At 73.1% G+C, this 19,472-nt stretch carries 20 protein-coding genes; 18 read left to right on the top strand and 2 right to left on the bottom strand.

Features of this window, described 5'->3' with window-relative positions; genetic code table 11:
- The first annotated feature begins 41 nt into the window (after positions 1-41).
- From ACFVHV_RS01385 to ACFVHV_RS01320, 14 genes are all read left to right on the top strand, one after another.
- On the top strand, positions 42-791 hold the full coding sequence (locus ACFVHV_RS01385) for a 16S rRNA (uracil(1498)-N(3))-methyltransferase (protein WP_359903047.1): 750 nt from the start codon (positions 42-44) through the stop codon (positions 789-791).
- Between the two features lie 131 nt (positions 792-922).
- Positions 923-4,186 (top strand): PDZ domain-containing protein, encoded by a 3,264-nt coding sequence (locus tag ACFVHV_RS01380; RefSeq protein WP_380348016.1) that lies wholly within the window; start codon positions 923-925, stop codon positions 4,184-4,186.
- Between the two features lie 114 nt (positions 4,187-4,300).
- Entirely contained in the window at positions 4,301-5,062 is a 762-nt protein-coding gene (locus tag ACFVHV_RS01375; protein ID WP_380348014.1) for an RDD family protein, read from the top strand.
- Between the two features lie 52 nt (positions 5,063-5,114).
- Positions 5,115-5,468: a histidine triad nucleotide-binding protein gene (locus tag ACFVHV_RS01370; RefSeq protein ID WP_359903038.1), complete on the top strand. Its 354-nt coding sequence runs from the start codon at positions 5,115-5,117 to the stop codon at positions 5,466-5,468.
- Between the two features lie 6 nt (positions 5,469-5,474).
- Positions 5,475-6,398: a ribonuclease Z gene (locus tag ACFVHV_RS01365; protein ID WP_359903035.1), complete on the top strand. Its 924-nt coding sequence runs from the start codon at positions 5,475-5,477 to the stop codon at positions 6,396-6,398.
- 193 nt (positions 6,399-6,591) lie between these two features.
- On the top strand, positions 6,592-7,725 hold the full coding sequence (locus ACFVHV_RS01360; RefSeq protein WP_380348012.1) for a PhoH family protein: 1,134 nt from the start codon (positions 6,592-6,594) through the stop codon (positions 7,723-7,725).
- A 14-nt stretch (positions 7,726-7,739) separates the two neighbouring features.
- Positions 7,740-8,234 (top strand): rRNA maturation RNase YbeY, encoded by a 495-nt coding sequence (gene ybeY / locus ACFVHV_RS01355; protein ID WP_359903032.1) that lies wholly within the window; start codon positions 7,740-7,742, stop codon positions 8,232-8,234.
- A 19-nt stretch (positions 8,235-8,253) separates the two neighbouring features.
- A complete protein-coding gene (locus ACFVHV_RS01350; RefSeq protein WP_359903029.1) occupies positions 8,254-9,579 on the top strand; it encodes a hemolysin family protein in 1,326 nt (441 codons plus the stop codon).
- 33 nt (positions 9,580-9,612) lie between these two features.
- Positions 9,613-9,849, top strand: coding sequence for a hypothetical protein (locus ACFVHV_RS01345; protein WP_359903026.1), 237 nt, complete (start codon positions 9,613-9,615; stop codon positions 9,847-9,849).
- 26 nt (positions 9,850-9,875) lie between these two features.
- Positions 9,876-10,424, top strand: coding sequence for a DUF4383 domain-containing protein (locus ACFVHV_RS01340; RefSeq protein WP_359903023.1), 549 nt, complete (start codon positions 9,876-9,878; stop codon positions 10,422-10,424).
- A 28-nt stretch (positions 10,425-10,452) separates the two neighbouring features.
- Entirely contained in the window at positions 10,453-10,806 is a 354-nt protein-coding gene (locus tag ACFVHV_RS01335; RefSeq protein ID WP_359903020.1) for a cytidine deaminase, read from the top strand.
- 159 nt (positions 10,807-10,965) lie between these two features.
- On the top strand, positions 10,966-11,142 hold the full coding sequence (locus ACFVHV_RS01330; protein WP_380348010.1) for a hypothetical protein: 177 nt from the start codon (positions 10,966-10,968) through the stop codon (positions 11,140-11,142).
- Between the two features lie 70 nt (positions 11,143-11,212).
- Positions 11,213-12,142 carry a GTPase Era gene (gene era, locus ACFVHV_RS01325; RefSeq protein ID WP_316521324.1) on the top strand — a complete coding sequence of 310 codons (930 nt, stop codon included), beginning with the start codon at positions 11,213-11,215 and terminating at the stop codon, positions 12,140-12,142.
- 124 nt (positions 12,143-12,266) lie between these two features.
- Entirely contained in the window at positions 12,267-12,971 is a 705-nt protein-coding gene (locus ACFVHV_RS01320) for an alpha/beta hydrolase (RefSeq protein ID WP_359903013.1), read from the top strand.
- A gap of 61 nt (positions 12,972-13,032) precedes the next feature.
- Here the strand turns inward: ACFVHV_RS01320 and ACFVHV_RS01315 are convergent, their stop codons facing one another.
- Both ACFVHV_RS01315 and ACFVHV_RS01310 read right to left on the bottom strand, forming a co-directional pair.
- Positions 13,033-13,299, bottom strand: coding sequence for a protealysin inhibitor emfourin (locus ACFVHV_RS01315; RefSeq protein WP_359903011.1), 267 nt, complete (start codon positions 13,297-13,299; stop codon positions 13,033-13,035).
- Positions 13,300-13,463: 164 nt separating this feature from the next.
- The gene (locus ACFVHV_RS01310; protein ID WP_359903008.1) at positions 13,464-14,486 is read right to left on the bottom strand and encodes a M4 family metallopeptidase; all 1,023 of its coding nucleotides are present in this window, start codon (positions 14,484-14,486) and stop codon (positions 13,464-13,466) included.
- Positions 14,487-14,827: 341 nt separating this feature from the next.
- Between ACFVHV_RS01310 and leuA the strand changes: the two genes are divergently transcribed.
- The 4 genes from leuA to ACFVHV_RS01290 all read left to right on the top strand — a co-directional run bounded on the left by leuA (position 14,828) and on the right by ACFVHV_RS01290 (position 19,408).
- Positions 14,828-16,624 carry a 2-isopropylmalate synthase gene (gene leuA, locus ACFVHV_RS01305; protein ID WP_359903005.1) on the top strand — a complete coding sequence of 599 codons (1,797 nt, stop codon included), beginning with the start codon at positions 14,828-14,830 and terminating at the stop codon, positions 16,622-16,624.
- A gap of 359 nt (positions 16,625-16,983) precedes the next feature.
- Positions 16,984-17,529, top strand: a complete 546-nt coding sequence (locus tag ACFVHV_RS01300) for a TerB family tellurite resistance protein (RefSeq protein WP_359903002.1) — start codon at positions 16,984-16,986, stop codon at positions 17,527-17,529.
- 294 nt (positions 17,530-17,823) lie between these two features.
- On the top strand, positions 17,824-18,570 hold the full coding sequence (gene recO / locus ACFVHV_RS01295) for a DNA repair protein RecO (RefSeq protein WP_359903000.1): 747 nt from the start codon (positions 17,824-17,826) through the stop codon (positions 18,568-18,570).
- Between the two features lie 4 nt (positions 18,571-18,574).
- Entirely contained in the window at positions 18,575-19,408 is an 834-nt protein-coding gene (locus ACFVHV_RS01290) for an isoprenyl transferase (protein WP_359902997.1), read from the top strand.
- Positions 19,409-19,472: the final 64 nt, after the last annotated feature.

The raw sequence follows: 19,472 nt of genomic DNA, 5'->3' as shown, positions 1-19,472 counted from the left end.
CCCTTCCGTGTTCCCGTCCCACTCCTGGAGGTTCCCCCGTCATGACCGCGCCCGTCTTCGTCGTCGAGACCGAGCGGATCGCCGCCGCCGTGCCCGGGGCCGTGGTGCGCCTGGACGGCCCGGAGGGGCGGCACGCGGCCGCGGTGAAGCGGCTGGAGCCGGGCGAGGCGGTCACCCTGGCCGACGGGCTGGGACTCGGGGTGGACGGCACGGTCGCCGAGGTGCTCGGCAAGGACGCGATCGACGTGACGGTCGCCGCCGTGCGCCGGGAGCCGGAGCCCGCGCCGCGGATCGTGGTCGTCCAGGCGCTGCCCAAGGGCGACCGCGGCGAGCTGGCCGTGGAGACGATGACCGAGGTCGGCGTGGACGTGGTGATCCCGTGGTCCGCCTCGCGCTGCATCACCCAGTGGAAGGGCGAGCGCGGCGCCAAGGCGCTCGCCAAGTGGCGGGCCACCGCCCGGGAGGCGGGCAAGCAGTCCCGCCGGCTGCGCTTCCCCGAGGTCCGCGAGCCGATGACCACCCGGCAGCTGGCGCCGGTGCTGGCGCGGGCCGCGTTCGCCGCCGTGCTGCACGAGGAGGGCGCCGAGCCGCTGGCGCACGCCGGGCTGCCGGAGGGCGGGGACATCGTGCTGGTGGTCGGCCCCGAGGGCGGGGTCTCCCCGGAGGAGCTGGCCGCCTTCGCCGAGGCGGGCGCCAAGCCGTACCGGCTGGGCTCCTCGGTGCTGCGCACCTCGACCGCCGGGGTGGCCGCCGGCGCGCTGCTGCTCGGGCGCACCGGCCGCTGGTCGTGACGGCTGCCGTGCAGGCGGTCGGGGCGGCCCGCGGGGCGGTTCCCGGGAGGGCGTAACAGCCCTCCGCGGGCGGCGCCGGAAGTCTGGGAAAAACGGCGCGGATCGTACGCGCACCTGCTTAGGCTGGCCGGGTGACGGACTCCCTGAGCACCTCCTCGAACAGCTCGGCGGGCGCCTACCTGCGCCATCCCCACCTGCACGGCGACCTGGTCGCCTTCGTCGCCGAGGACGACCTCTGGCTCGCCCCGCTGGACGGCGGCCGGGCCTGGCGGCTGACGGCGGACCACCTGCCGGTCCACCACCCGAGGTTCTCCCCGGACGGGCGGCACCTCGCCTTCACCTCCACCCGGGACGGCGCGCCCGAGGTGCACGTGGTGCCGGTGGACGGCGGCCCGTCGCGCCGGCTCACCCACTGGGGCAGCCACCAGACCCGGGTGCTCGGCTGGACCGCCGACGGCCGCCCGATCGCCGCCACCGCCGCGGGCGAGGCCAGTTTCCGCCGCACCTGGGCGCACGCCGTGCCGCTGGACGGCGGCGAGCCGCAGCGGCTGCCGTACGGGCCGGTCGGCGGGCTCGCCTTCGAGCCGGGCGGGGACCGGGTGCTGCTGAGCAGCGTCAACGGTCGCGACCCGGCCTGGTGGAAGCGGTACCGGGGCGGGCGGGCCGGCAAGCTGTGGCTGGGCCGGGACGAGTTCGTCCGCGTCCACGCGGAGCTGGACGGGCAGCTGGACTCCCCGCTGTGGGTGGCCGGGCCGGGTGGGCGGGACGGCCGGATCGCCTTCCTGTCCGACCACGAGGGCGTCGGCGAGCTGTGGTCCAGCGGCCCGGACGGCACCGACCTGCGCCGCCACACCGCCGACCCGGACGGCTTCTACGCCCGCGGCGCCACCACCGACGGCACCCGGGTGGTCCTCCACCGGGCCGGCGACCTCTGGCTGCTGGACGACCTGGACGGTGCCGAGCCGCGCCGGCTGGACGTCCGCCTCGCCGGTCCGCGGGCCGGGCGCCGCCCCCGCCCGGTGCCCGCCGCGCACTGGCTGGACTCCGTCGCCCCCGACCGCACCGGCCGGGGCAGCGCCGTGGTGGTGCGCGGCAGCGTGCACTGGCTGACCCACCGCGAGGGCCCGGCCCGGGTGCTGGACGAGACCCCGGGCGTGCGCGGGCGGCTGGTCCGGGTGGTGCCGGGCGAGGACGGCGCCCAGGGCGTGCTGTGGGTGTCCGACGCCGAGGGCGAGGACGCCCTGGAGTTCGCCCCCGACCTGCACGGCGCCGAGCGCCGCCGGCTGGCCGCCGGGCAGCTCGGCCGGGTCAACTCGCTGGTGGTCTCCCCGGACGGCAAGCAGGCCGCTATCGGCGTGCACGACGGCCGGGTGCTGCTGGTCTCGCTGGCCGACGGCGCCGTGCACGAGCTGGACCGCAGCGCCGACGGAGAGGCCGGCGGGCCGGCCTTCAGCCCGGACTCGGCCTGGCTGGCCTGGTCGCGCCCGGTGCGCGGGATGGGCCCCCACTCGCTGCGCCAGATCGTGCTGGCCAACCTGGCCACCCGGACGGTCGGCGAGGTCACCCAGCCGCGCTTCGTGGACACCTCGCCCTCCTTCACCGCGGACGGGCGCTACCTGGCCTTCCTGTCGGTGCGCAACTTCGACCCGGTCTACGACGCGCACGTCTTCGACCTGTCCTTCCCGAACGGCTGCCGCCCCTACCTGGTCACGCTGGCCGCCGACACGCCCTCCCCGTTCGGGCCGCAGCGGGCCGGGCGCCCGCTCGGCGGGGAGGAGGACGAGCCGAAGGCCCGGAAGGCGGACGGCGAGGAGGCGGCGGCCGACGCCGCGCCGGTGACCAGGGTGGACCTGGACGGCATCGCCGACCGGATCGTCCCCTTCCCGGTCGAGGGCGGCCGCTTCGAGGACCTGGCCGCCGCGAAGGACGGCGTGCTCTGGACCAGGGCCCCGCTGATGGGCGAACTCGGCGACGAGGCCGCCTCCTTGGACGACGACCGGCCCCGCCCGGTGCTGGAGCGCTTCGACCTGAGGAAGCGCCGGGTCGAGCAGCTGGTGCACGGCCTGGACGGCTTCTCGGTCAGCGCGGACGGCACCCGGGCGGCCGTGCTGGACGAGGGCGAGCTGCGGGTCGTCCCGGCCGACCACAAGGGCGGCGACGACGAGGAGACCACCGTCGACCTCGCCCGGCTGCGGGTGACCGTCGACCCGGCCGCCGAGTGGCGGCAGATGTACGCCGAGAACGGCCGGCTGATGCGGGACAACTTCTGGCGCCCCGACCTCTCCGGCGTCGACTGGGACGGGGTGCTGGAGCGCTACCGGCCGCTGGTCGAGCGGGTCGGCTCGCACGACGAACTGGTCGACCTGCTCTGGGAGGTGCACGGCGAACTGGGCACCTCGCACGCCTACGTGATGCCCTACGGCCGGTACACCGAGCCCGCCCGGCGCCAGGGCCTGCTCGGCGCCGACCTGGTCCGGGACGGCGAGCGGTGGCGGATCGCCCGGATCCTGCCCGGGGAGTCCTCCGACCCCAGGGCCCGGTCGCCGCTGGCCGCGCCCGGCGCGGCGGTCCGCCCGGGCGACGCGGTGCTGGCCGTCAACGGCCGCCCGGTGGACCCGGTCACCGGCCCGGCCCCGCTGCTGGCCGGCACGGCGGGCCAGCCGGTCGAGCTGACCGTGGCCGGGAAGGACGGCACCGACCGGCGCCACCCGGTGGTCGTCCCGCTCGCCGACGAGGAGGCGCTGCGCTACCACGACTGGGTGGCCGGGCGGCGGGCCGCGGTGCGCGAGCTGTCCGGCGGGCGGCTGGGCTACCTGCACCTGCCCGACATGCAGACGGCCGGCTGGGCCCAGCTGCACCGCGACCTGAGCAGCGAGATGGCCAGGGAGGGCCTGGTCGTCGACGTCCGGGGCAACCGGGGCGGCCACACCTCGCAGCTGGTGATCGAGAAGCTGGCCCGCCGGATCATCGGCTGGGACGTCATCCGGGACACCGACCACCCGGTGCCCTACCCGGCGGACGCCCCGCGCGGTCCGGTGGTCGCGCTCGCCGACGAGTTCACCGGCTCGGACGGCGACGTGGTCAACGCCGCCGTCCAGGCGCTCGGCATCGGCCCGGTGGTCGGCACCCGCACCTGGGGCGGGGTGATCGGCATCGACAGCCGCTACCGGCTGGTCGACGGCACCCTGGTCACCCAGCCCAAGTACGCGCTCTGGCTGGAGAACTACGGCTGGGGACTGGAGAACCACGGCGTCGACCCGGACGTCGAGGTGCCGTTCGCCCCGCACCACTGGGCGGCCGGCGAGGACCCCCAGCTGGCCGAGGGCGTCCGGCTCGCCCTGGAGCGGCTCGCCGAGACCCCGGCCCGTACGGCGCCGCCGCTGCCCTGGCGGTAGCGGGGCGCCGTCCTCGGAGCGGGAGGCCGTACCGGCCGGCTTCCCGCTCCGGGGCGCGGGGGCGTGGGTAGGATGCGGGGCTGTTTCTTGATCCACAGCTCACGGGGGAACCACATGGCGCAGGGCTACCCGCCGCCGCAGTACGGCCAGAATCCTTACGCACAGCAGCCGCAGCCCCATCCGCCGGCGCAGCCCTACCAGCAGCCGCCGGCACAGCCGTACCCGCCGCAGCCGTACCCGCCGCAGCCGTACCCGCCGCAGGGGTACGCCGCGCCGCAGCCGTACCCGCCGGCACAGCCGTACCAGCAGCCGCCGGCGCAGCCGTACCCGCCGCAGGGACACGCCCCGCAGGCGTACCCGCAGCCGTACCCGGACCCGTACCCGCGGAGCGAGCAGCCGCGGCGGGCGCTGCCGCCCTGCCCCAAGGAGGCGGGCGGCGGCCGGCGGTTCCTGGCGATCGTGCTGGACTGGCTGTTCGCGATCGGCCTCGGCTTCGTCGCCGCCAACGCCGCGAGCCGCCCGAGGACCGGGCACGCGGCCGGCCACGCCGTGCAGAGCGGACCGGTGGTGCCCTACTTCGTGGCGCTGCTGGCCGTCGGCCTGGCCGCGTCCTTCCTCAACCAGGTGGTGCTCGCCCGGCTGACCGGCTTCAGCGTCGGCAAGGGGGTCATGGCGATGCGGGTGGTGCGCCGCAAGGGCGTGATGCGGCCCAACACCTGGCGGCTCACCAGGCGCTGGCTGATCGGTTTCGTCATCCTCGCGGTCTCCTTCCTCACCGAGGACTTCGACACGGACGAGGGCGACGTCGTCGGCATGCGCTCGGTGCGCTGGAAGCACCTCCAGGAGTACCAGCAGGCCGTCGCCCCGCTCGGCTAGGCTGCGCCCGTACGGCCCCACCACCCGACGTACCGATCCCGAGGAGGGAACCATGGCCGGCGAGCCGCAGCCCGACTGCCTGTTCTGCAAGATCGTGGCGGGCGAGATCCCGGCGACCGTGGTGCGCAAGACCGAGCGCACCCTCGCCTTCCGCGACATCGCCCCCAAGGCGCCCGTGCACGTGCTGGTGGTCCCGCACGCGCACTACCCGAACGCGGCCGCGCTGGCCGCCGCCGAGCCGGAGATCGCCGGCGAACTGCTCGCCGAGGCGGGCGCGGTGGCCAGGGACGAGGGCATCGAGGACTACCGGCTGATCTTCAACACCGGTGCGGGCGCCGGACAGACCGTCTTCCACGCGCACGTCCACGTGCTCGGCGGGGCGAAGATGACCGAGAGCATGGTCTGACCGCAGGTGTCCCAGCGCGAACTCGTCGTCCTCGGCACCGCCAGCCAGGTGCCCACCCGGCACCGCAACCACAACGGCTACCTGCTGCGTTGGGACGGCGAGGGCCTGCTGTTCGACCCCGGTGAGGGCACCCAGCGCCAGATGCTGCACGCCGGGGTCACGGCCACCCAGATCACCCGGATCGCCGTCACCCACTTCCACGGGGACCACTGCCTGGGTCTCGCCGGGGTGATCCAGCGGATCAACCTCGACCGGGTCCCGCACCCCGTCGACGTCTACTTCCCGGCCTCCGGCGAGGTCTACTTCGAGCGGCTGCGGCACTCCACCGCCTACCACGAGACGGCCGTGCTGCGGCCCCGGCCGATCGACGAGCCCGGTCCGCTGCCCGCGCCCGGCGCCCGCTTCGCGCTGGACGCCGTCCGGCTGGACCACCCGGTGGAGTCCTTCGGCTACCGGCTGTCCGAGCCGGACGGCCGCCGGCTGGTGCCGCAGCGGCTCGCCGCGCTCGGCGTGCGCGGCCCGGCGGTCGGCCGGCTCCAGCACGAGGGCGCGATCGAGGTGGACGGCCGCACCGTCACGCTGGGCGAGGTCAGCGAGCCGCGGCCGGGCCAGAAGTTCGCCTTCGTGATGGACACCCGGCTGTGCGAGGGCGTGCACACCCTCGCCGAGGGCGCCGACCTGCTGGTCGTCGAGGCGACCTTCACCGACGCCGACGCCCGCCTCGCGGAGGAGCACGGCCACCTCACCGCCGGGCAGGCCGCCAAGGTCGCCGCCGAGGCCGGGGTGCGCACCCTGGTGCTGACCCACTTCTCGCAGCGCTACCCGGACCTCGGCCAGCACCTGGCCGACGCCCGCAAGCACTTCGACGGGGAACTGGTGCTGGCCGCCGACCTCGACCGGGTGCCCGTCCCGGCCCGCCGCCCGTCGTGACCGGCCCGGGAACGCCGAGCCGCGGCCGGCGGGAAAAATACGCTCGCATCGGCCTCCGATCTGCCGCAGCATCGTCGGGTGCGGCCCCGCCGCCCGCCACGGCGATCACGCTCGCGGCGTACCCTGGTGCCCCGGAGACACCGAGCGGCACCCGAGACCACGGATGGGATGAGGCAGGCCCCAGCGCCGACCTATGAGTGACACATCGCAGACCCGTACCAACGGACAGTCGCGCACCGAACCGGCCGACGACGGCCGCGTCAGCGCCCGGATCGTCATCCCCGAGAAGCACCCGATGGTCACCCTGCTCGGCACCGCGGACTCGCTGCTGCGCGTGATCGAGCAGGGCTTCCCCGCCGCCGACATCCACGTCCGCGGCAACGAGGTGACCGCCACCGGAGCCCGGGCCGAGGTCGCCCTCGTGCAGCGGCTCTTCAACGAGATGATGCTGGTGCTGCGCACCGGCCAGCCCCTGACGGAGGACTCCGTGGAGCGCTCCATCGCCATGCTCCGCAGCCAGGAACAGGACCCGGACAGCCCGGCGCCCTCCCAGGTGTTCACCGCGAACATCCTGTCCAACCGGGGCCGCACGATCCGCCCGAAGACCCTCAACCAGCAGCGCTACGTCGACGCGATCGACAAGCACACGATCGTCTTCGGCCTCGGCCCGGCCGGCACCGGCAAGACCTACCTGGCGATGGCCAAGGCCGTCCAGGCCCTCCAGGCCAAGGAGGTCAACCGGATCATCCTGACCCGCCCGGCGGTCGAGGCGGGGGAGCGGCTGGGCTTCCTGCCCGGCACCCTCTACGAGAAGATCGACCCGTACCTGCGCCCGCTGTACGACGCGCTGCACGACATGATGGACCCGGACTCCATCCCGCGCCTGATGGCGGCCGGCACCATCGAGGTCGCCCCGCTCGCGTACATGCGCGGCCGCACCCTCAACGACGCCTTCATCATCCTCGACGAGGCCCAGAACACCTCGCCCGAGCAGATGAAGATGTTCCTCACCCGCCTCGGGTTCAACTCCCGGGTGGTGGTCACCGGCGACACCAGCCAGATCGACCTCCCGGGCGGCACCCGCAGCGGACTCAAGGTCGTCCAGGAGATCCTGGCCGACGTGCCCGACATCCACTTCTCCGTCCTCACCAGCACCGACGTGGTCCGCCACAAGCTGGTCGGCCGGATCGTGGACGCCTACGAGCGCTGGGACGCCCGGCAGGAGGCCGAGGACGGCTCCCCGGCTCCCCGCAAGCCCGCCCAGCGGCGCCCCGGCAAGGCCACCGCGCCCCGCGCTCCCCGACAGTCCCATCGCACCGAAAGCTGAGCACACAGCCCGTCATGTCGATCGACATCGCCAACGAGTCCGGTTGGGAAGCCGACGAGGAGTCCATCCTCGACGTCGCCCGCTTCGCCCTGGACAAGATGCGGATCCACCCGCAGTCAGAACTGTCCGTGATCCTGGTGGACAGTGCGGCGATGGAGGAGCTGCACATCCAGTGGATGGACCTGCCCGGGCCCACCGACGTGATGTCCTTCCCGATGGACGAGCTGCGTCCCGGCAAGGAGGGCGAGGAGCTGCCGCAGGGCCTGCTCGGCGACATCGTGCTCTGCCCCGAGGTCGCCGAGCAGCAGGGCCAGGCCGCCCCCTCCAAGCACTCGATGGACGAGGAGCTGCAACTGCTCACCGTGCACGGGGTGCTGCACGTCCTCGGCTACGACCACGAGGAGCCGGAGGAGGAGGAGGAGATGTTCGCCCTCCAGAAGCGCATCCTGGACGACTGGCGGGCGGGCCGCGGCCTCGGCGGCATCTCCCCGGCCCCCACCACCCACTGAGCGCGGAGCCCGAACCCCTGTGAGTGGTGAGAGTACGAGCTTCATCCTCGGTGCCGTGCTGCTCGTCGTGCTCGGCTGGCTGGCCGCGTGCGCCGAGGCGGGCATCTCCCGGGTCTCCCGGTTCCGGGCGGAGGAGGCGGTGCGCAGCGGCCGGCGCGGCTCCGCGCGGCTGCTGACCGTCGCCTCCGACCCGATCCGCTACCTCAACCTGGCCACCCTGATCCGGGTGGCCAGCGAGATGGCGGCGGCCGTCCTGGTCACCGTGGTGTGCGTGCGCAACGTCAGCCCGACCTGGCAGGCCGTGCTGCTGGCGTTCGGCGTGATGGTGCTGGTGTCCTTCGTCGCGGTGGGGGTCTCGCCGCGCACGATCGGGCGCCAGCACCCGATCACCACCGCGACCGCGGCCTCCTTCGTGCTGCTGCCGCTGGCCGCGGTGCTGGGCCCGATCCCGCGGCTGCTGATCCTGCTCGGCAACGCGCTGACCCCGGGCAAGGGCTACCGGGAGGGTCCGTTCGCCTCGGAGGCGGAGCTGCGGGCCCTGGTGGACCTCGCCGGGAAGGACGACCTGATCGAGGACGAGGAGCGCCGGATGGTGCACTCGGTCTTCGAGCTGGGCGACACCATCGTGCGCGAGGTGATGGTGCCGCGCACCGACCTGGTGATGATCGAGCGGCACAAGACCGTCCGGCAGGCGCTCACCCTGGCGCTGCGCTCCGGCTTCTCGCGCATCCCGGTGGTCGGCGACAACGAGGACGACGTGGTCGGCATCGTCTACCTCAAGGACCTGGTGCGGCGCACCCACATCAACCGGGACGCGGAGTCCGAGGAGGTCGGCGCGGTGATGCGCCCGGCCGTCTTCGTCCCCGACTCCAAGCCGGCCGGCGACCTGCTGCGCGAGATGCAGCAGCGCCGCTCGCACGTGGCGATCGTGATCGACGAGTACGGCGGCACGGCCGGGCTGGTCACCATCGAGGACATCCTGGAGGAGATCGTCGGCGAGATCACCGACGAGTACGACCGGGAGATCGCCCCGGTGGAGGACCTCGGCGACGGCTCGTACCGGATCACCGCCCGGCTGCTGGTGGAGGACCTGGGCGAGCTGTTCGGCATCGAGCTGGAGGACGAGGACGTCGAGACCGTCGGCGGCCTGCTGGCCAAGCACCTGGGCCGGGTGCCGATCCCCGGCTCCTCCTGCGAGATCCCGCTGCCCGAGCCGGTCGGGGGCGGCCTGACCGGCATCCTGCTGACCGCCGAGTCCTCGGCCGGCCGCCGCAACCGGATCGGCTCCATGGTCGCCGCCCCCGTCCGCCGCACCGAGGACGCCGGGGCTCCGGCGGGCGAGTAGCGGGCGGGCGGTCGCCGAGCGACCATGGAGGGCATGACGCACAAACTTCGCGCGGAGTACGGCCCGCAGGGGGCGGCCGGCGGAGTCAAGTCCTGGCACGTGGTGCGGGACGAGGACCTGTCGGTGGCGCTCTGCGGCCGGGACATGCCCGACGACGCCGAGACGCGGCCCGAGGAGGAGTGGGGCACCGGGCTTCGCTGCTGCCAGCAGTGCGGCTCGCTCTACATGCACGAGACCCCGCACATGGAGAAGCTCCATCCCTACAGCTAGACCATGGCCGAGCTCTGGAGGTCGCCATGAAGCTGCAAGACACGCTGAAGCCCGTCGACCGCCGTCTCGCCATGGTGTGGCGGATCGGGGCGGGGGCCGGGGGGATCTTCCTGATCGTGTTCGGGAGCCTGGGGCTGGCCGACCACCCCGGTTTCCTGTCCACCCACGGCGACCAGGTCGCCGGGCTGTCGACCAACGGGGCGCTGAGCATCCTGTCCATCGTGGCGGGCGCGGTCCTGCTGGTGGGGGCGGTGATCGGCGGGAACTTCGCGTCCAACCTCAACATGGCGGTGGGCGTGCTGTTCGTCCTGTCCGGTTTCTACGGCCTGACGGTGCTGGAGCGGCCGGAGGCGAACATCCTCAACTTCCGGATGTCGAACGTGCTGTTCGCGTTCATCTTCGGGATCGTCCTGACGACCTTCGGGATGTACGGCCGGGTGAGCAGCCACCTGCCGCACGACAACCCGTTCTGGCGCGAGCGCATCGGGCGCGAGGAGCCGATGCCGTCCGGGCCGAAGACCTTCGTCAAGGTCCTGCACCCGAACCCGGGGCCGACCCACCCGGTCGGCCACTGAGCGGCGCCGGGTGCCTATGCTCGGCGGCATGAGTGACATCGTCGAGCTCGACCCCGAAGACAAGAAGATCATCACCCTGGCCCGCTCGGCCCGCGCCCGCAACGGCGTCGCCGAGGGGGCCGCGGTGCGTGACGAGACCGGACGCACCTACGTGGCCGGGACGGTCGCGCTGGAGTCGCTGCGGCTGAGCGCCCTCCAGGCGGCGGTGGCGATGGCGGTGGCCAGCGGCGCCAGGTCGCTGGAGGCGGCGGCGGTGGTGAGCGAGGCGGAGCAGCCGGCCGAGGCGGACCTGGCGGCCGTGCGGGACCTGGGCGGGGCCGGGACGCCGGTGCTGCTGGCCGGGCCGGACGGGGCGCTGCGGGTGTCCGCCGAGGCTCGCTGAGGCCCGGCGGGGCCCGCCGGGAGGCCCGGTGGGAGGCCTGGGCGGGGCCGCCGGGGCCCGTGCCCCGGGCCTTCGGCGGCCGTGCCGAGGGGCATGGTCCCGGCCCACGCCCGGCAGATAATCTCACCGGGGGAGTGGATGCGCTGAGGGGGCTGGGGCATGGGGGCGGTGGCGTTCTTCGCCGGGCTGCTGCTGTTCGTGATGGGGCTGGGCAAGTGGCAGGAGACCAAGTCGGAGCTCTGGCTCTTCGGCTCGCTCGGCTTCCTGCTGGTGCTGGTGGTGGTCTCGCTGATCCCCACTGACGGCAAGGGCGGGAAGAGCGGGAAGAAGGGCTGAACGCGCCCCCGAAGACCCCCGGGGGTGGGCCCGGACGGCGGGGCTCCGGTGATCAGGGAGAATGGAGCCCATGAATGCCCCTTCCTCCTCGTACCGCTCCGGGTTCGCGTGCTTCGTCGGCCGGCCCAACGCGGGCAAGTCGACCCTGACCAACGCCCTGGTGGGGACGAAGGTCGCGATCACCTCCGACCGCCCGCAGACCACCCGGCACACCGTGCGCGGCATCGTGCACCGCCCGGACGCCCAGCTCGTCCTGGTCGACACCCCCGGCCTGCACAAGCCGCGCACCCTGCTCGGCGAACGCCTCAACGACCTGGTCCGCACCACCTGGGCCGAGGTCGACGTGATCGGCTTCTGCCTGCCCGCCGACCAGAAGATCGGCCCCGGCGACAAGTTCATCGCCAAGGAGATCGCCGGGATCAAGAAGACCCCGAAGGTCGCCATCGTCACCAAGACCGACCTGGTCGACTCCAAGCGCCTGGCCGAGCAGCTGATCGCCATCCACCAGCTCGGCATCGAGCTGGGCTTCGAGTGGGCCGAGATCATCCCGGTCTCCGCCGTGGGCGACAAGCAGGTGGAACTGGTCGCCGACCTTCTCACCAAGCTGCTGCCGGAGGGCGACCAGCTCTACCCGGAGGGCGACCTCACCGACGAGCCCGAGCAGATCATGGTCGCCGAGCTGATCCGCGAGGCCGCGCTGGAGGGCGTGCGCGACGAACTGCCGCACTCGCTGGCCGTGGTGGTCGAGGAGATGCTGCCGCGCGAGGGCCGCCCGGCGGACCGCCCGCTGCTGGACATCCACGCCAACGTCTACATCGAGCGGCAGAGCCAGAAGGCGATCGTGATCGGCGCGAAGGGCTCGCGGCTCAAGCACGTCGGCACCACCGCCCGCAAGCACATCGAGGCGCTGCTCGGCACGCCGGTCTACCTGGACCTGCACGTCAAGGTCGCCAAGGACTGGCAGCGCGACCCCAAGCAGCTGCGCAAGCTCGGCTTCTGAGTCCGGGGCTCCGGACCGGCGGGTTCGAGCCACCGGGAGGCCCGGGGCCCGTTCGGACGTTGTGCGTCCGGGCGGGCCCTCGTCGTGGTCCGGCCGTACGCGACGTCAGAAGGGGCACAGCGCGATGAAGTTGCACATCCGGGAGTGGGGCCGTGGGGACCGGCTGGCCGTGCTGGTGCACGGCATCATGTCCGACCACCGCACCTGGCGGCTGATCGGTCCGGCGCTGGCCGAGCGGGGCTACCGGGTTCTCGCGGTGGACCTGCGCGGGCACGGGCGCAGCCCGCGCGGCACCGGCGGGAGCCCGCTGGAGCGCTACCCCCTGGAGGCGTACTCCGACGACCTGGTGGAGAACCTGCCGACCGGCGTCGAGCTCGCGATCGGCCACTCGCTGGGCGGCATCGCGCTGGCGGGCGCGGTCGAACGGCTGGAGCCGGCCCGCGCGGTGTACGTCGATCCGGCCTGGCGGTTCGCCCAGACCGGGATGGACCCGCGGGTGATGGCGGAGCTGAGGCACCTCACCCGGGAGCAGATCGTCGCGCTCAGCCCGAGCTGGGAGCCGGACGACGTGGACGCCGAACTCGCCGCCGCGGCGGCCTGGGACGAGGACTCGGCGTGGGCCCTGGCCGACCAGCGCTCGGACCTGCCGACCCGGCCGGCGGTGCCCTCGCTGGCGGTGCTGGCCGACCGCAGCCTGCTGGTGGACGCGTCCAGCGCCCGGGCGCTGAGCGCCCGGGGCTTCGAGGTGCGCACCGTGCCCGGCACGGGCCACACCGTCCACCGGGACGACCCGGCCGGCTTCCTGGCCGCGCTCGACGGCTGGCTCTGACCCTCCCGGGCGGCCGGGTCCTCCGCGCTCTGCGGGCGGGCCCTGCCGCGCGACCCCGGTGCTACGCGCCCTCGCGCAGCACCAGGGAGATCAGCTCGCGCTGGGAGTCGGTGAGCTTCGGGTCGGCGCAGTACACCGACCGGCCGTCGACGGTGATCTCGTAGTGGAAGCCGTCCGGCACCCCGTACGAGGGCGCGCGCAGCCCGCCCGCGACGGCCTCGCGGGCGAGCGCGTGCACGTGCGGGGCGTCCGTGCGGTCGGCGGTGTCGATCTCCGCCTGGCGGACGAGCCCCGCGAAACCGCCGGTCCGGGTCACCTGGATACGCATGGTGTCCATGGTGCTACGCAGGGAGGGGGTTTGCCGGGCTTTTCCCGGACCGTGACCTTAAGCCCGCCTCAACCCGGTCTCAACCACCCTTCAGTCACGCTCCGGTGGCTCCGGCCGGGCTCCTGGGGCTCCGGGCGAGCCCCGCGGGCCGCGCCCCCGGAGGGTCACCCCGGGCTGACCCCGACCTGCGCCCAGGAGGCCGTGACGGTGTCCACGACCGACCGGTCGTCGGGGTAGCGGGCCTTGGCGGCGGCCACGGTGGCCCGGGCGAAGGCGGTGAAGTCGGCGTCGGCGGGCAGCGTGCGCCCGGTCAGCGCGTCGTACCAGATCCGCCCCGCGCGCTCCCAGGCCGAGCCGCCGAGCGCGGTGGCCAGCAGGTAGAACGCGTGGTTGGGGATGCCGGAGTTGATGTGCACCCCGCCGTTGTCCTGGGAGGTGTTCACGTAGTCCCGCATGTGCGCGGGCTGCGGGTCCTTGCCCAGCTGCGGGTCGTCGTAGGCGGTGCCGGGCGCCTTCATCGAGCGCAGCGCCACGCCCTGCACGCCCGGGGCGAGCAGCCCGGCGCCGATCAGCCAGTCGGCGTCGGCGGCGCTCTGGTGCAGCGAGTACTGCTTGACCAGCGAGCCGAAGACGTCGGAGACCGACTCGTTGAGCGCGCCGGGCTGGTCCTGGTAGTCCAGCCCGGCGGTGAACTGGGTGACGCCGTGGGTGAGTTCGTGGCCGATGACGTCGATGCAGGCGGTGAAGTCGCCGAACACCACGTTGTCGCCGTCGCCGAACACCATCTGGTGGCCGTTCCAGAAGGCGTTGTCGTAGTTGCGGCCGTAGTGGACGCTGGCGTCCAGCCGCAGGTTCCGGTCGTCGATCGAGTGCCGGCCGAAGACGTCGGCGTAGAGCGCGAAGGTGGCGCCGAGGCCGTCGTAGGCGTGGTTGACGGAGCTGTCGGAGGACGCGCCGCGGCCCTCGGTGCGGACGCTGCGCCCGGGCAGCCGCTGGCCGTGTCCGGCGTCGTAGATCACCCGGTTGAGGCCCGGGGTGGCGGCGACGGGCGGGGGCGGGGAGAGTCGGGCCGCGCGGTGCTCCGCGTCGAGGGCCAGGGAGTGGACGGCGGGCTCGTGACCGGCCTCGGCGAGGCGGTCCAGGACGTACGGCGGGACGATCGTGCAGATCGGTACTGCTGCAGTCATGTGGCCCAGGGTGAGGCCTCGATGACCGGTTGTCACCACCTTCGGCATGACCGGCCGACGTCTCAAGGGGTGGAACGGAAGCCCGGATCACTTCGGGGGCGCGCGGCGCTGGGTTACGCTGGGGCCATCATGCGCAACGGGCTGCTTCTTCTTAGCTGCCGCGTCGAGGGCCTGTAGTCCACCGGGCCGGCACCCTCGCCGCGGGGAACGAGCTGTGCGCGCGATCGGCGATCCAATGGTGTATCGCGAGCGGCAGCCGAGGCCGGCCAGTCGGTGTCGACCAGGTGTTGACCCCTCCCGACCCGCCCGCACCACGCATCACAGGAAGCCGAGTCACCTCCATGACCGAGCAGAACTCCGCCGCGTCCGTTCCCGCCGGCCGTCCCTTCGTCGACCGCCCCACCCCGATCACCGCCGCCTCGGTGCGCCAGCGGCCCTCGGGCATGCGTCACGGGCGCTACCTGCCGTTCGGCACCGTCGACCTGGCGGACCGCAGCTGGCCGGAGAAGGTGATCACCAAGGCGCCGCGCTGGCTCTCCACCGATCTGCGGGACGGCAACCAGGCGCTGATCGACCCGATGTCGCCGGCCCGCAAGCGCATGATGTTCGACCTGCTGGTGAAGATGGGCTACAAGGAGATCGAGGTCGGCTTCCCCTCCTCCGGGGCCACCGACCACGCCTTCGTGCGCTCGCTGATCGAGGAGGGGGCGATCCCCGAGGACGTCACCATCTCGGTGCTGACGCAGGCCCGCGAGGAGCTGATCGAGAAGACCGTGGAGTCGCTGGTCGGCGCCCCGCGGGCGACCGTCCACCTGTACAACGCGACCGCGCCGCTGTTCCGCCGGGTGGTGTTCCGCAACGACAGGGCGGCCACCAGGGCGATCGCCACCGAGGGCACCCGGCTGGTGATGGAGTACGCGGAGAAGCTGCTGGGCGACGACACCGTCTTCGGCTACCAGTACTCGCCGGAGATCTTCGTCGACACCGAGCTGGACTTCGCGCTGGAGGTCTGCGAGGCGGTCATGGACGTCTGGCAGCCGGGCGAGGGCCGCGAGATCATCCTGAACCTGCCCGCCACCGTCGAGCGGGCCACCCCGAACGTCCAGGCCGACCAGTTCGAGTGGATGTCGCGCCACCTGTCCCGCCGCGAGTTCGTCTGCCTGTCGGTGCACCCGCACAACGACCGCGGCACCGCCGTCGCCTCCGCCGAGCTGTCCTACATGGCGGGCGCCGACCGCATCGAGGGCTGCCTGTTCGGCCAGGGCGAGCGGACCGGCAACGTCGACCTGGTGACGCTGGGGATGAACCTGTTCTCGCAGGGCATCGACCCGCAGATCGACTTCTCCGACATCGACGAGGTGCGCCGCACCGCCGAGTACTGCAACCAGATGGAGGTGCACCCGCGCCACCCGTACGCCGGCGACCTGGTGTACACCTCCTTCTCCGGCTCGCATCAGGACGCCATCAAGAAGGGCTTCGACGTCCTGGAGGCGGACGCCAGGGCCGCGGGCGTACCGGTGCACGAGCACACCTGGGGCGTGCCGTACCTGCCGATCGACCCGAAGGACGTCGGCCGCACCTACGAGGCGGTCATCCGGGTCAACAGCCAGTCCGGCAAGGGCGGCGTGGCGTACGTGCTGAAGAACGACCACAAGCTGGACCTGCCGCGCCGGATGCAGATCGAGTTCTCCCGGATCATCCAGGCCAAGACCGACGCCGAGGGCGGCGAGGTCAGCCCGGCCGAGATCTGGCGGGTCTTCGAGGACGAGTACCTGCCGACCACCGACAACCCGTGGGGCCGGATCTCGCTGAGCGGTTCGCGCACCCTGACCACCGAGGACGGCCGGGACGCGCTGACCGCCGAGGCCCTGGTGGACGGCGTCCCGACCACCCTGACCGGTACCGGCAACGGCCCGGTCTCGGCCTTCGCCGACGCGCTGGCCCGGATCGGCGTGGACGTGCGCGTCCTGGACTACGCCGAGCACGCGCTGAGCGAGGGCGGCGACGCCCAGGCCGCCGCGTACGTGGAGTGCGCGGTGGACGGCAAGGTGCTGTGGGGCGTGGGCATCGACGGCAACACCGTGCTGGCCTCGCTGAAGGCCATGATCAGCGCCGTCAACCGCTCGCAGCGCGGCTAATTCGAACGGGTGGTGTGCGAAGGGCCGTCCCGCGGGGCGGCCCTTCGCCGTGCCGGCCTGGGGTTGTGTCCTGCGCCACATTTTTTCGAATCGGAAGCCGTTCGAGGTACTGACACGTGCCGGTAACCGTGGCAACATCGATCCACCGGAAAGCCGGGTCGGTGGGACGGCCTCGGTGTCCGGTCGCGTGACCTGCCCATTGTCGAGCAGGCCGCCTGCCATGTCTGGGGAGTGGCGCCGTGACCAGGTTGTGGGGTGTTCGCCCGCGGTGGCGGACTGACGTTCTCGGTGACTTCTTCTGCCCGGGTTGTGGCGGGGACCGCAACTACCGCCGGCAGCACGGCCGGCGGTGGCTGCGGTTGCTGGGGACCCCGGTGGTCCCGCTCGGTCCGGTGATCGGCAGTGTGCAGTGCACCAGCTGCCACGGCCGGTACGGCGTCGAGAGCCTGGAGCAGCCCACCAGCGTGCGCCTCGGCGCGATGCTGCGGGACGCCCAGTACACCATCGCGCTGGCCCTGCTCGCGGCCGGCGGCACCGCCCACCGGGCGGCCCGCGACGCGGCCTGCGCGGCGGTCCGCGAGGCCGGGTTCGAGGACTGCGGCGAGGCCCAGGTGCTGGCCGCGCTCGCCGCGCTCTCCGGGCTCGGCGGCGAACTCCACGACGCCCGGGGGATGTCCGGCGGACTGGCCGTCGAACTGCACGCGGTGCTCGAACCGCTCACCCCGCACCTGGCCCACCACGGCCGCGAGCGGCTGCTGCTGCAGGGCGCGGCGATCGCCCTGGCGGACGGGCGCTACCTGCCGCAGGAGCGCGACGCGCTCGCCGCGGTCGGGGGCTGCCTGGACCTGCCGAAGTCCCGGGTCGGGGCGCTGCTGGAGGCGGCGACCAGGACCCCGTACAAGTAGCGCCGCCCGCAGGCCCGCCCGAGGCGCTGCTCGCCGACCACCTCTCACCGCTCACGATCACCGCTCACGATCACCGCTCACGATCACTGCTCGCGATCACCGGCCACCACCACCGCCCGCCGAGCGCCGTCCGGACCTCCGGAACCCGCAGACCATCTCCGAATCCCCCACAACGGGCCTTGGACTCCCCACCCCGGGCCCGCCGTGACCCGCACCGCATGGCCTCCCCCACGGCCGCCGGTGCGGGCAACACGGCTGTCCGGCGCCGGGGGGCGGTGGGGGAGAATGGTCCCCATGAGTCTTTTCCGGGACGACGGCGTCGTGCTGCGGGCGCAGAAGCTCGGCGAGGCCGATCGGATCATCACCCTGCTGACCCGCAAGTACGGCAAGGTGCGGGCGGTGGCGCGCGGGGTGCGGAAGACCAAGTCCAAGTTCGGTGCCCGCCTGGAGCCGTTCTCGCACGTGGACGTGCAGTTCTTCAGCCGGGGGAGTGAGCTGATCGGCCGCGGATTGCCGCTCTGCACCCAGGTGGAGACCATCGCGCCGTACGGCGGCCCGATCGTCGCCGACTACGGCCGCTACACGGCCGGCACCGCGATGCTGGAGACCGCCGAGCGGTTCGCCGAGAACGAGGGCGAGCCGGCCGTCCAGCAGTACCTGCTGCTGGTCGGCGGGCTGCGCACGCTGGCGGCCGGGCTGCACGAGTCGCACCTGGTACTGGACGCCTTCCTGCTGCGCTCGCTCGCGGTGAACGGGTACGGCGCGAGCTTCACCGACTGCGCCAAATGCGGCCTGGAAGGGCCGAACCGTTTCTTCTCCCTCCCCGCGGGCGGGGTGCTCTGCGGGGACTGCCGAGTGCCCGGATGTGCCGTACCCTCCCCTGAGACACTGGTACTGCTCGGGGCGCTGCTGTCAGGGGACTGGCAGACGGCCGACGCCTGCGAGCCGCGGTACTGGCGGGAGGGCAGCGGCCTGGTCGCGGCCTATCTGCAGTGGCACCTGGAGCGGGGCATCCGCTCGATGAGATACGTGGAGAAGTGAGCACATGGCAGCGCGACGGCTCTTCGGCGGCGGCAAGCAGCGGACGTACGTCCCCCCGACCCCGCACCCCAGCGGCGCACAGCCCCCGAAGATCCCCGGCGAGCTGGTCCCCGAGCACGTCGCGATCGTGATGGACGGCAACGGCCGCTGGGCCAAGGAGCGCGGGCTGCCCCGCACCGAGGGCCACAAGGTCGGCGAGTCCGTGGTGCTGGACGTCCTCAAGGGCGCCATCGAGCTCGGCGTCAAGAACATCTCGCTGTACGCGTTCTCCACCGAGAACTGGAAGCGCTCGCCCGACGAGGTGAAGTTCCTGATGAACTTCAACCGGGACGTCATCGCCCGCCGCCGCGACGAGATGGACGCGATGGGCGTGCGGATCCGCTGGGCGGGCCGGATGCCCAAGCTGTGGAAGAGCGTCGTCCAGGAGCTCCAGGTCGCCGAGGAGCAGACCAAGGACAACGACGCCGTCACGCTCTACATGTGCGTCAACTACGGCGGCCGCGCCGAACTCGCCGACGCGGCTCAGGCGATCGCCCAGGACGTCGCGGCCGGGAAGCTCGACCCGAAGAAGGTCAACGAGAAGACCCTGGCCAAGTACATGTACCACCCGGACATGCCGGACGTGGACCTCTTCCTGCGCCCCAGCGGCGAGCAGCGCACCTCCAACTTCCTTCTCTGGCAGTCGGCTTACGCCGAGTTCGTGTTCCAGGACGTGCTCTGGCCGGACTTCGACCGCCGTGACCTGTGGCGCGCCTGCGAGCAGTACGCGATGCGCGACCGGCGCTTCGGCGGGGCGATCCCCAACGAGGTCGGCGCGCCGGTGCCGTCGCAGCGCTGACGGGCGTACGGTCCCGAGGGCCGTGCCGGACGCGACGGCCGTACCGGACGCGACGGCCGTGCCG

Origin of the sequence: Kitasatospora sp. NPDC127116 (assembly GCF_042677365.1) — a bacterium.
Taxonomy (GTDB): Bacteria; Actinomycetota; Actinomycetes; order Streptomycetales; family Streptomycetaceae; genus Kitasatospora; species Kitasatospora lactacystinica.
Note: the sequence above shows the minus strand (reverse complement) of the source record. Positions and strands in the feature narration are given on the sequence as shown.

What these genes read in the sequence shown, in the direction of transcription:
- ACFVHV_RS01320 (WP_359903013.1), top strand. Translation starts at nt 12,267, where the DNA reads ATGAAGTTGCACATCCGGGAGTGGGGCCGTGGGGACCGGCTGGCCGTG.
- leuA (WP_359903005.1), top strand. Translation starts at nt 14,828, where the DNA reads ATGACCGAGCAGAACTCCGCCGCGTCCGTTCCCGCCGGCCGTCCCTTC.
- ACFVHV_RS01385 (WP_359903047.1), top strand. Translation starts at nt 42, where the DNA reads ATGACCGCGCCCGTCTTCGTCGTCGAGACCGAGCGGATCGCCGCCGCC.
- recO (WP_359903000.1), top strand. Translation starts at nt 17,824, where the DNA reads ATGAGTCTTTTCCGGGACGACGGCGTCGTGCTGCGGGCGCAGAAGCTC.
- ACFVHV_RS01335 (WP_359903020.1), top strand. Translation starts at nt 10,453, where the DNA reads ATGAGTGACATCGTCGAGCTCGACCCCGAAGACAAGAAGATCATCACC.
- era (WP_316521324.1), top strand. Translation starts at nt 11,213, where the DNA reads ATGAATGCCCCTTCCTCCTCGTACCGCTCCGGGTTCGCGTGCTTCGTC.
- ACFVHV_RS01370 (WP_359903038.1), top strand. Translation starts at nt 5,115, where the DNA reads ATGGCCGGCGAGCCGCAGCCCGACTGCCTGTTCTGCAAGATCGTGGCG.
- ACFVHV_RS01290 (WP_359902997.1), top strand. Translation starts at nt 18,575, where the DNA reads ATGGCAGCGCGACGGCTCTTCGGCGGCGGCAAGCAGCGGACGTACGTC.
- ACFVHV_RS01310 (WP_359903008.1), bottom strand. Translation starts at nt 14,486, where the DNA reads ATGACTGCAGCAGTACCGATCTGCACGATCGTCCCGCCGTACGTCCTG.
- ACFVHV_RS01345 (WP_359903026.1), top strand. Translation starts at nt 9,613, where the DNA reads ATGACGCACAAACTTCGCGCGGAGTACGGCCCGCAGGGGGCGGCCGGC.
- ACFVHV_RS01375 (WP_380348014.1), top strand. Translation starts at nt 4,301, where the DNA reads ATGGCGCAGGGCTACCCGCCGCCGCAGTACGGCCAGAATCCTTACGCA.
- ACFVHV_RS01330 (WP_380348010.1), top strand. Translation starts at nt 10,966, where the DNA reads ATGGGGGCGGTGGCGTTCTTCGCCGGGCTGCTGCTGTTCGTGATGGGG.
- ACFVHV_RS01340 (WP_359903023.1), top strand. Translation starts at nt 9,876, where the DNA reads ATGAAGCTGCAAGACACGCTGAAGCCCGTCGACCGCCGTCTCGCCATG.
- ACFVHV_RS01360 (WP_380348012.1), top strand. Translation starts at nt 6,592, where the DNA reads ATGAGTGACACATCGCAGACCCGTACCAACGGACAGTCGCGCACCGAA.
- ACFVHV_RS01315 (WP_359903011.1), bottom strand. Translation starts at nt 13,299, where the DNA reads ATGCGTATCCAGGTGACCCGGACCGGCGGTTTCGCGGGGCTCGTCCGC.
- ybeY (WP_359903032.1), top strand. Translation starts at nt 7,740, where the DNA reads ATGTCGATCGACATCGCCAACGAGTCCGGTTGGGAAGCCGACGAGGAG.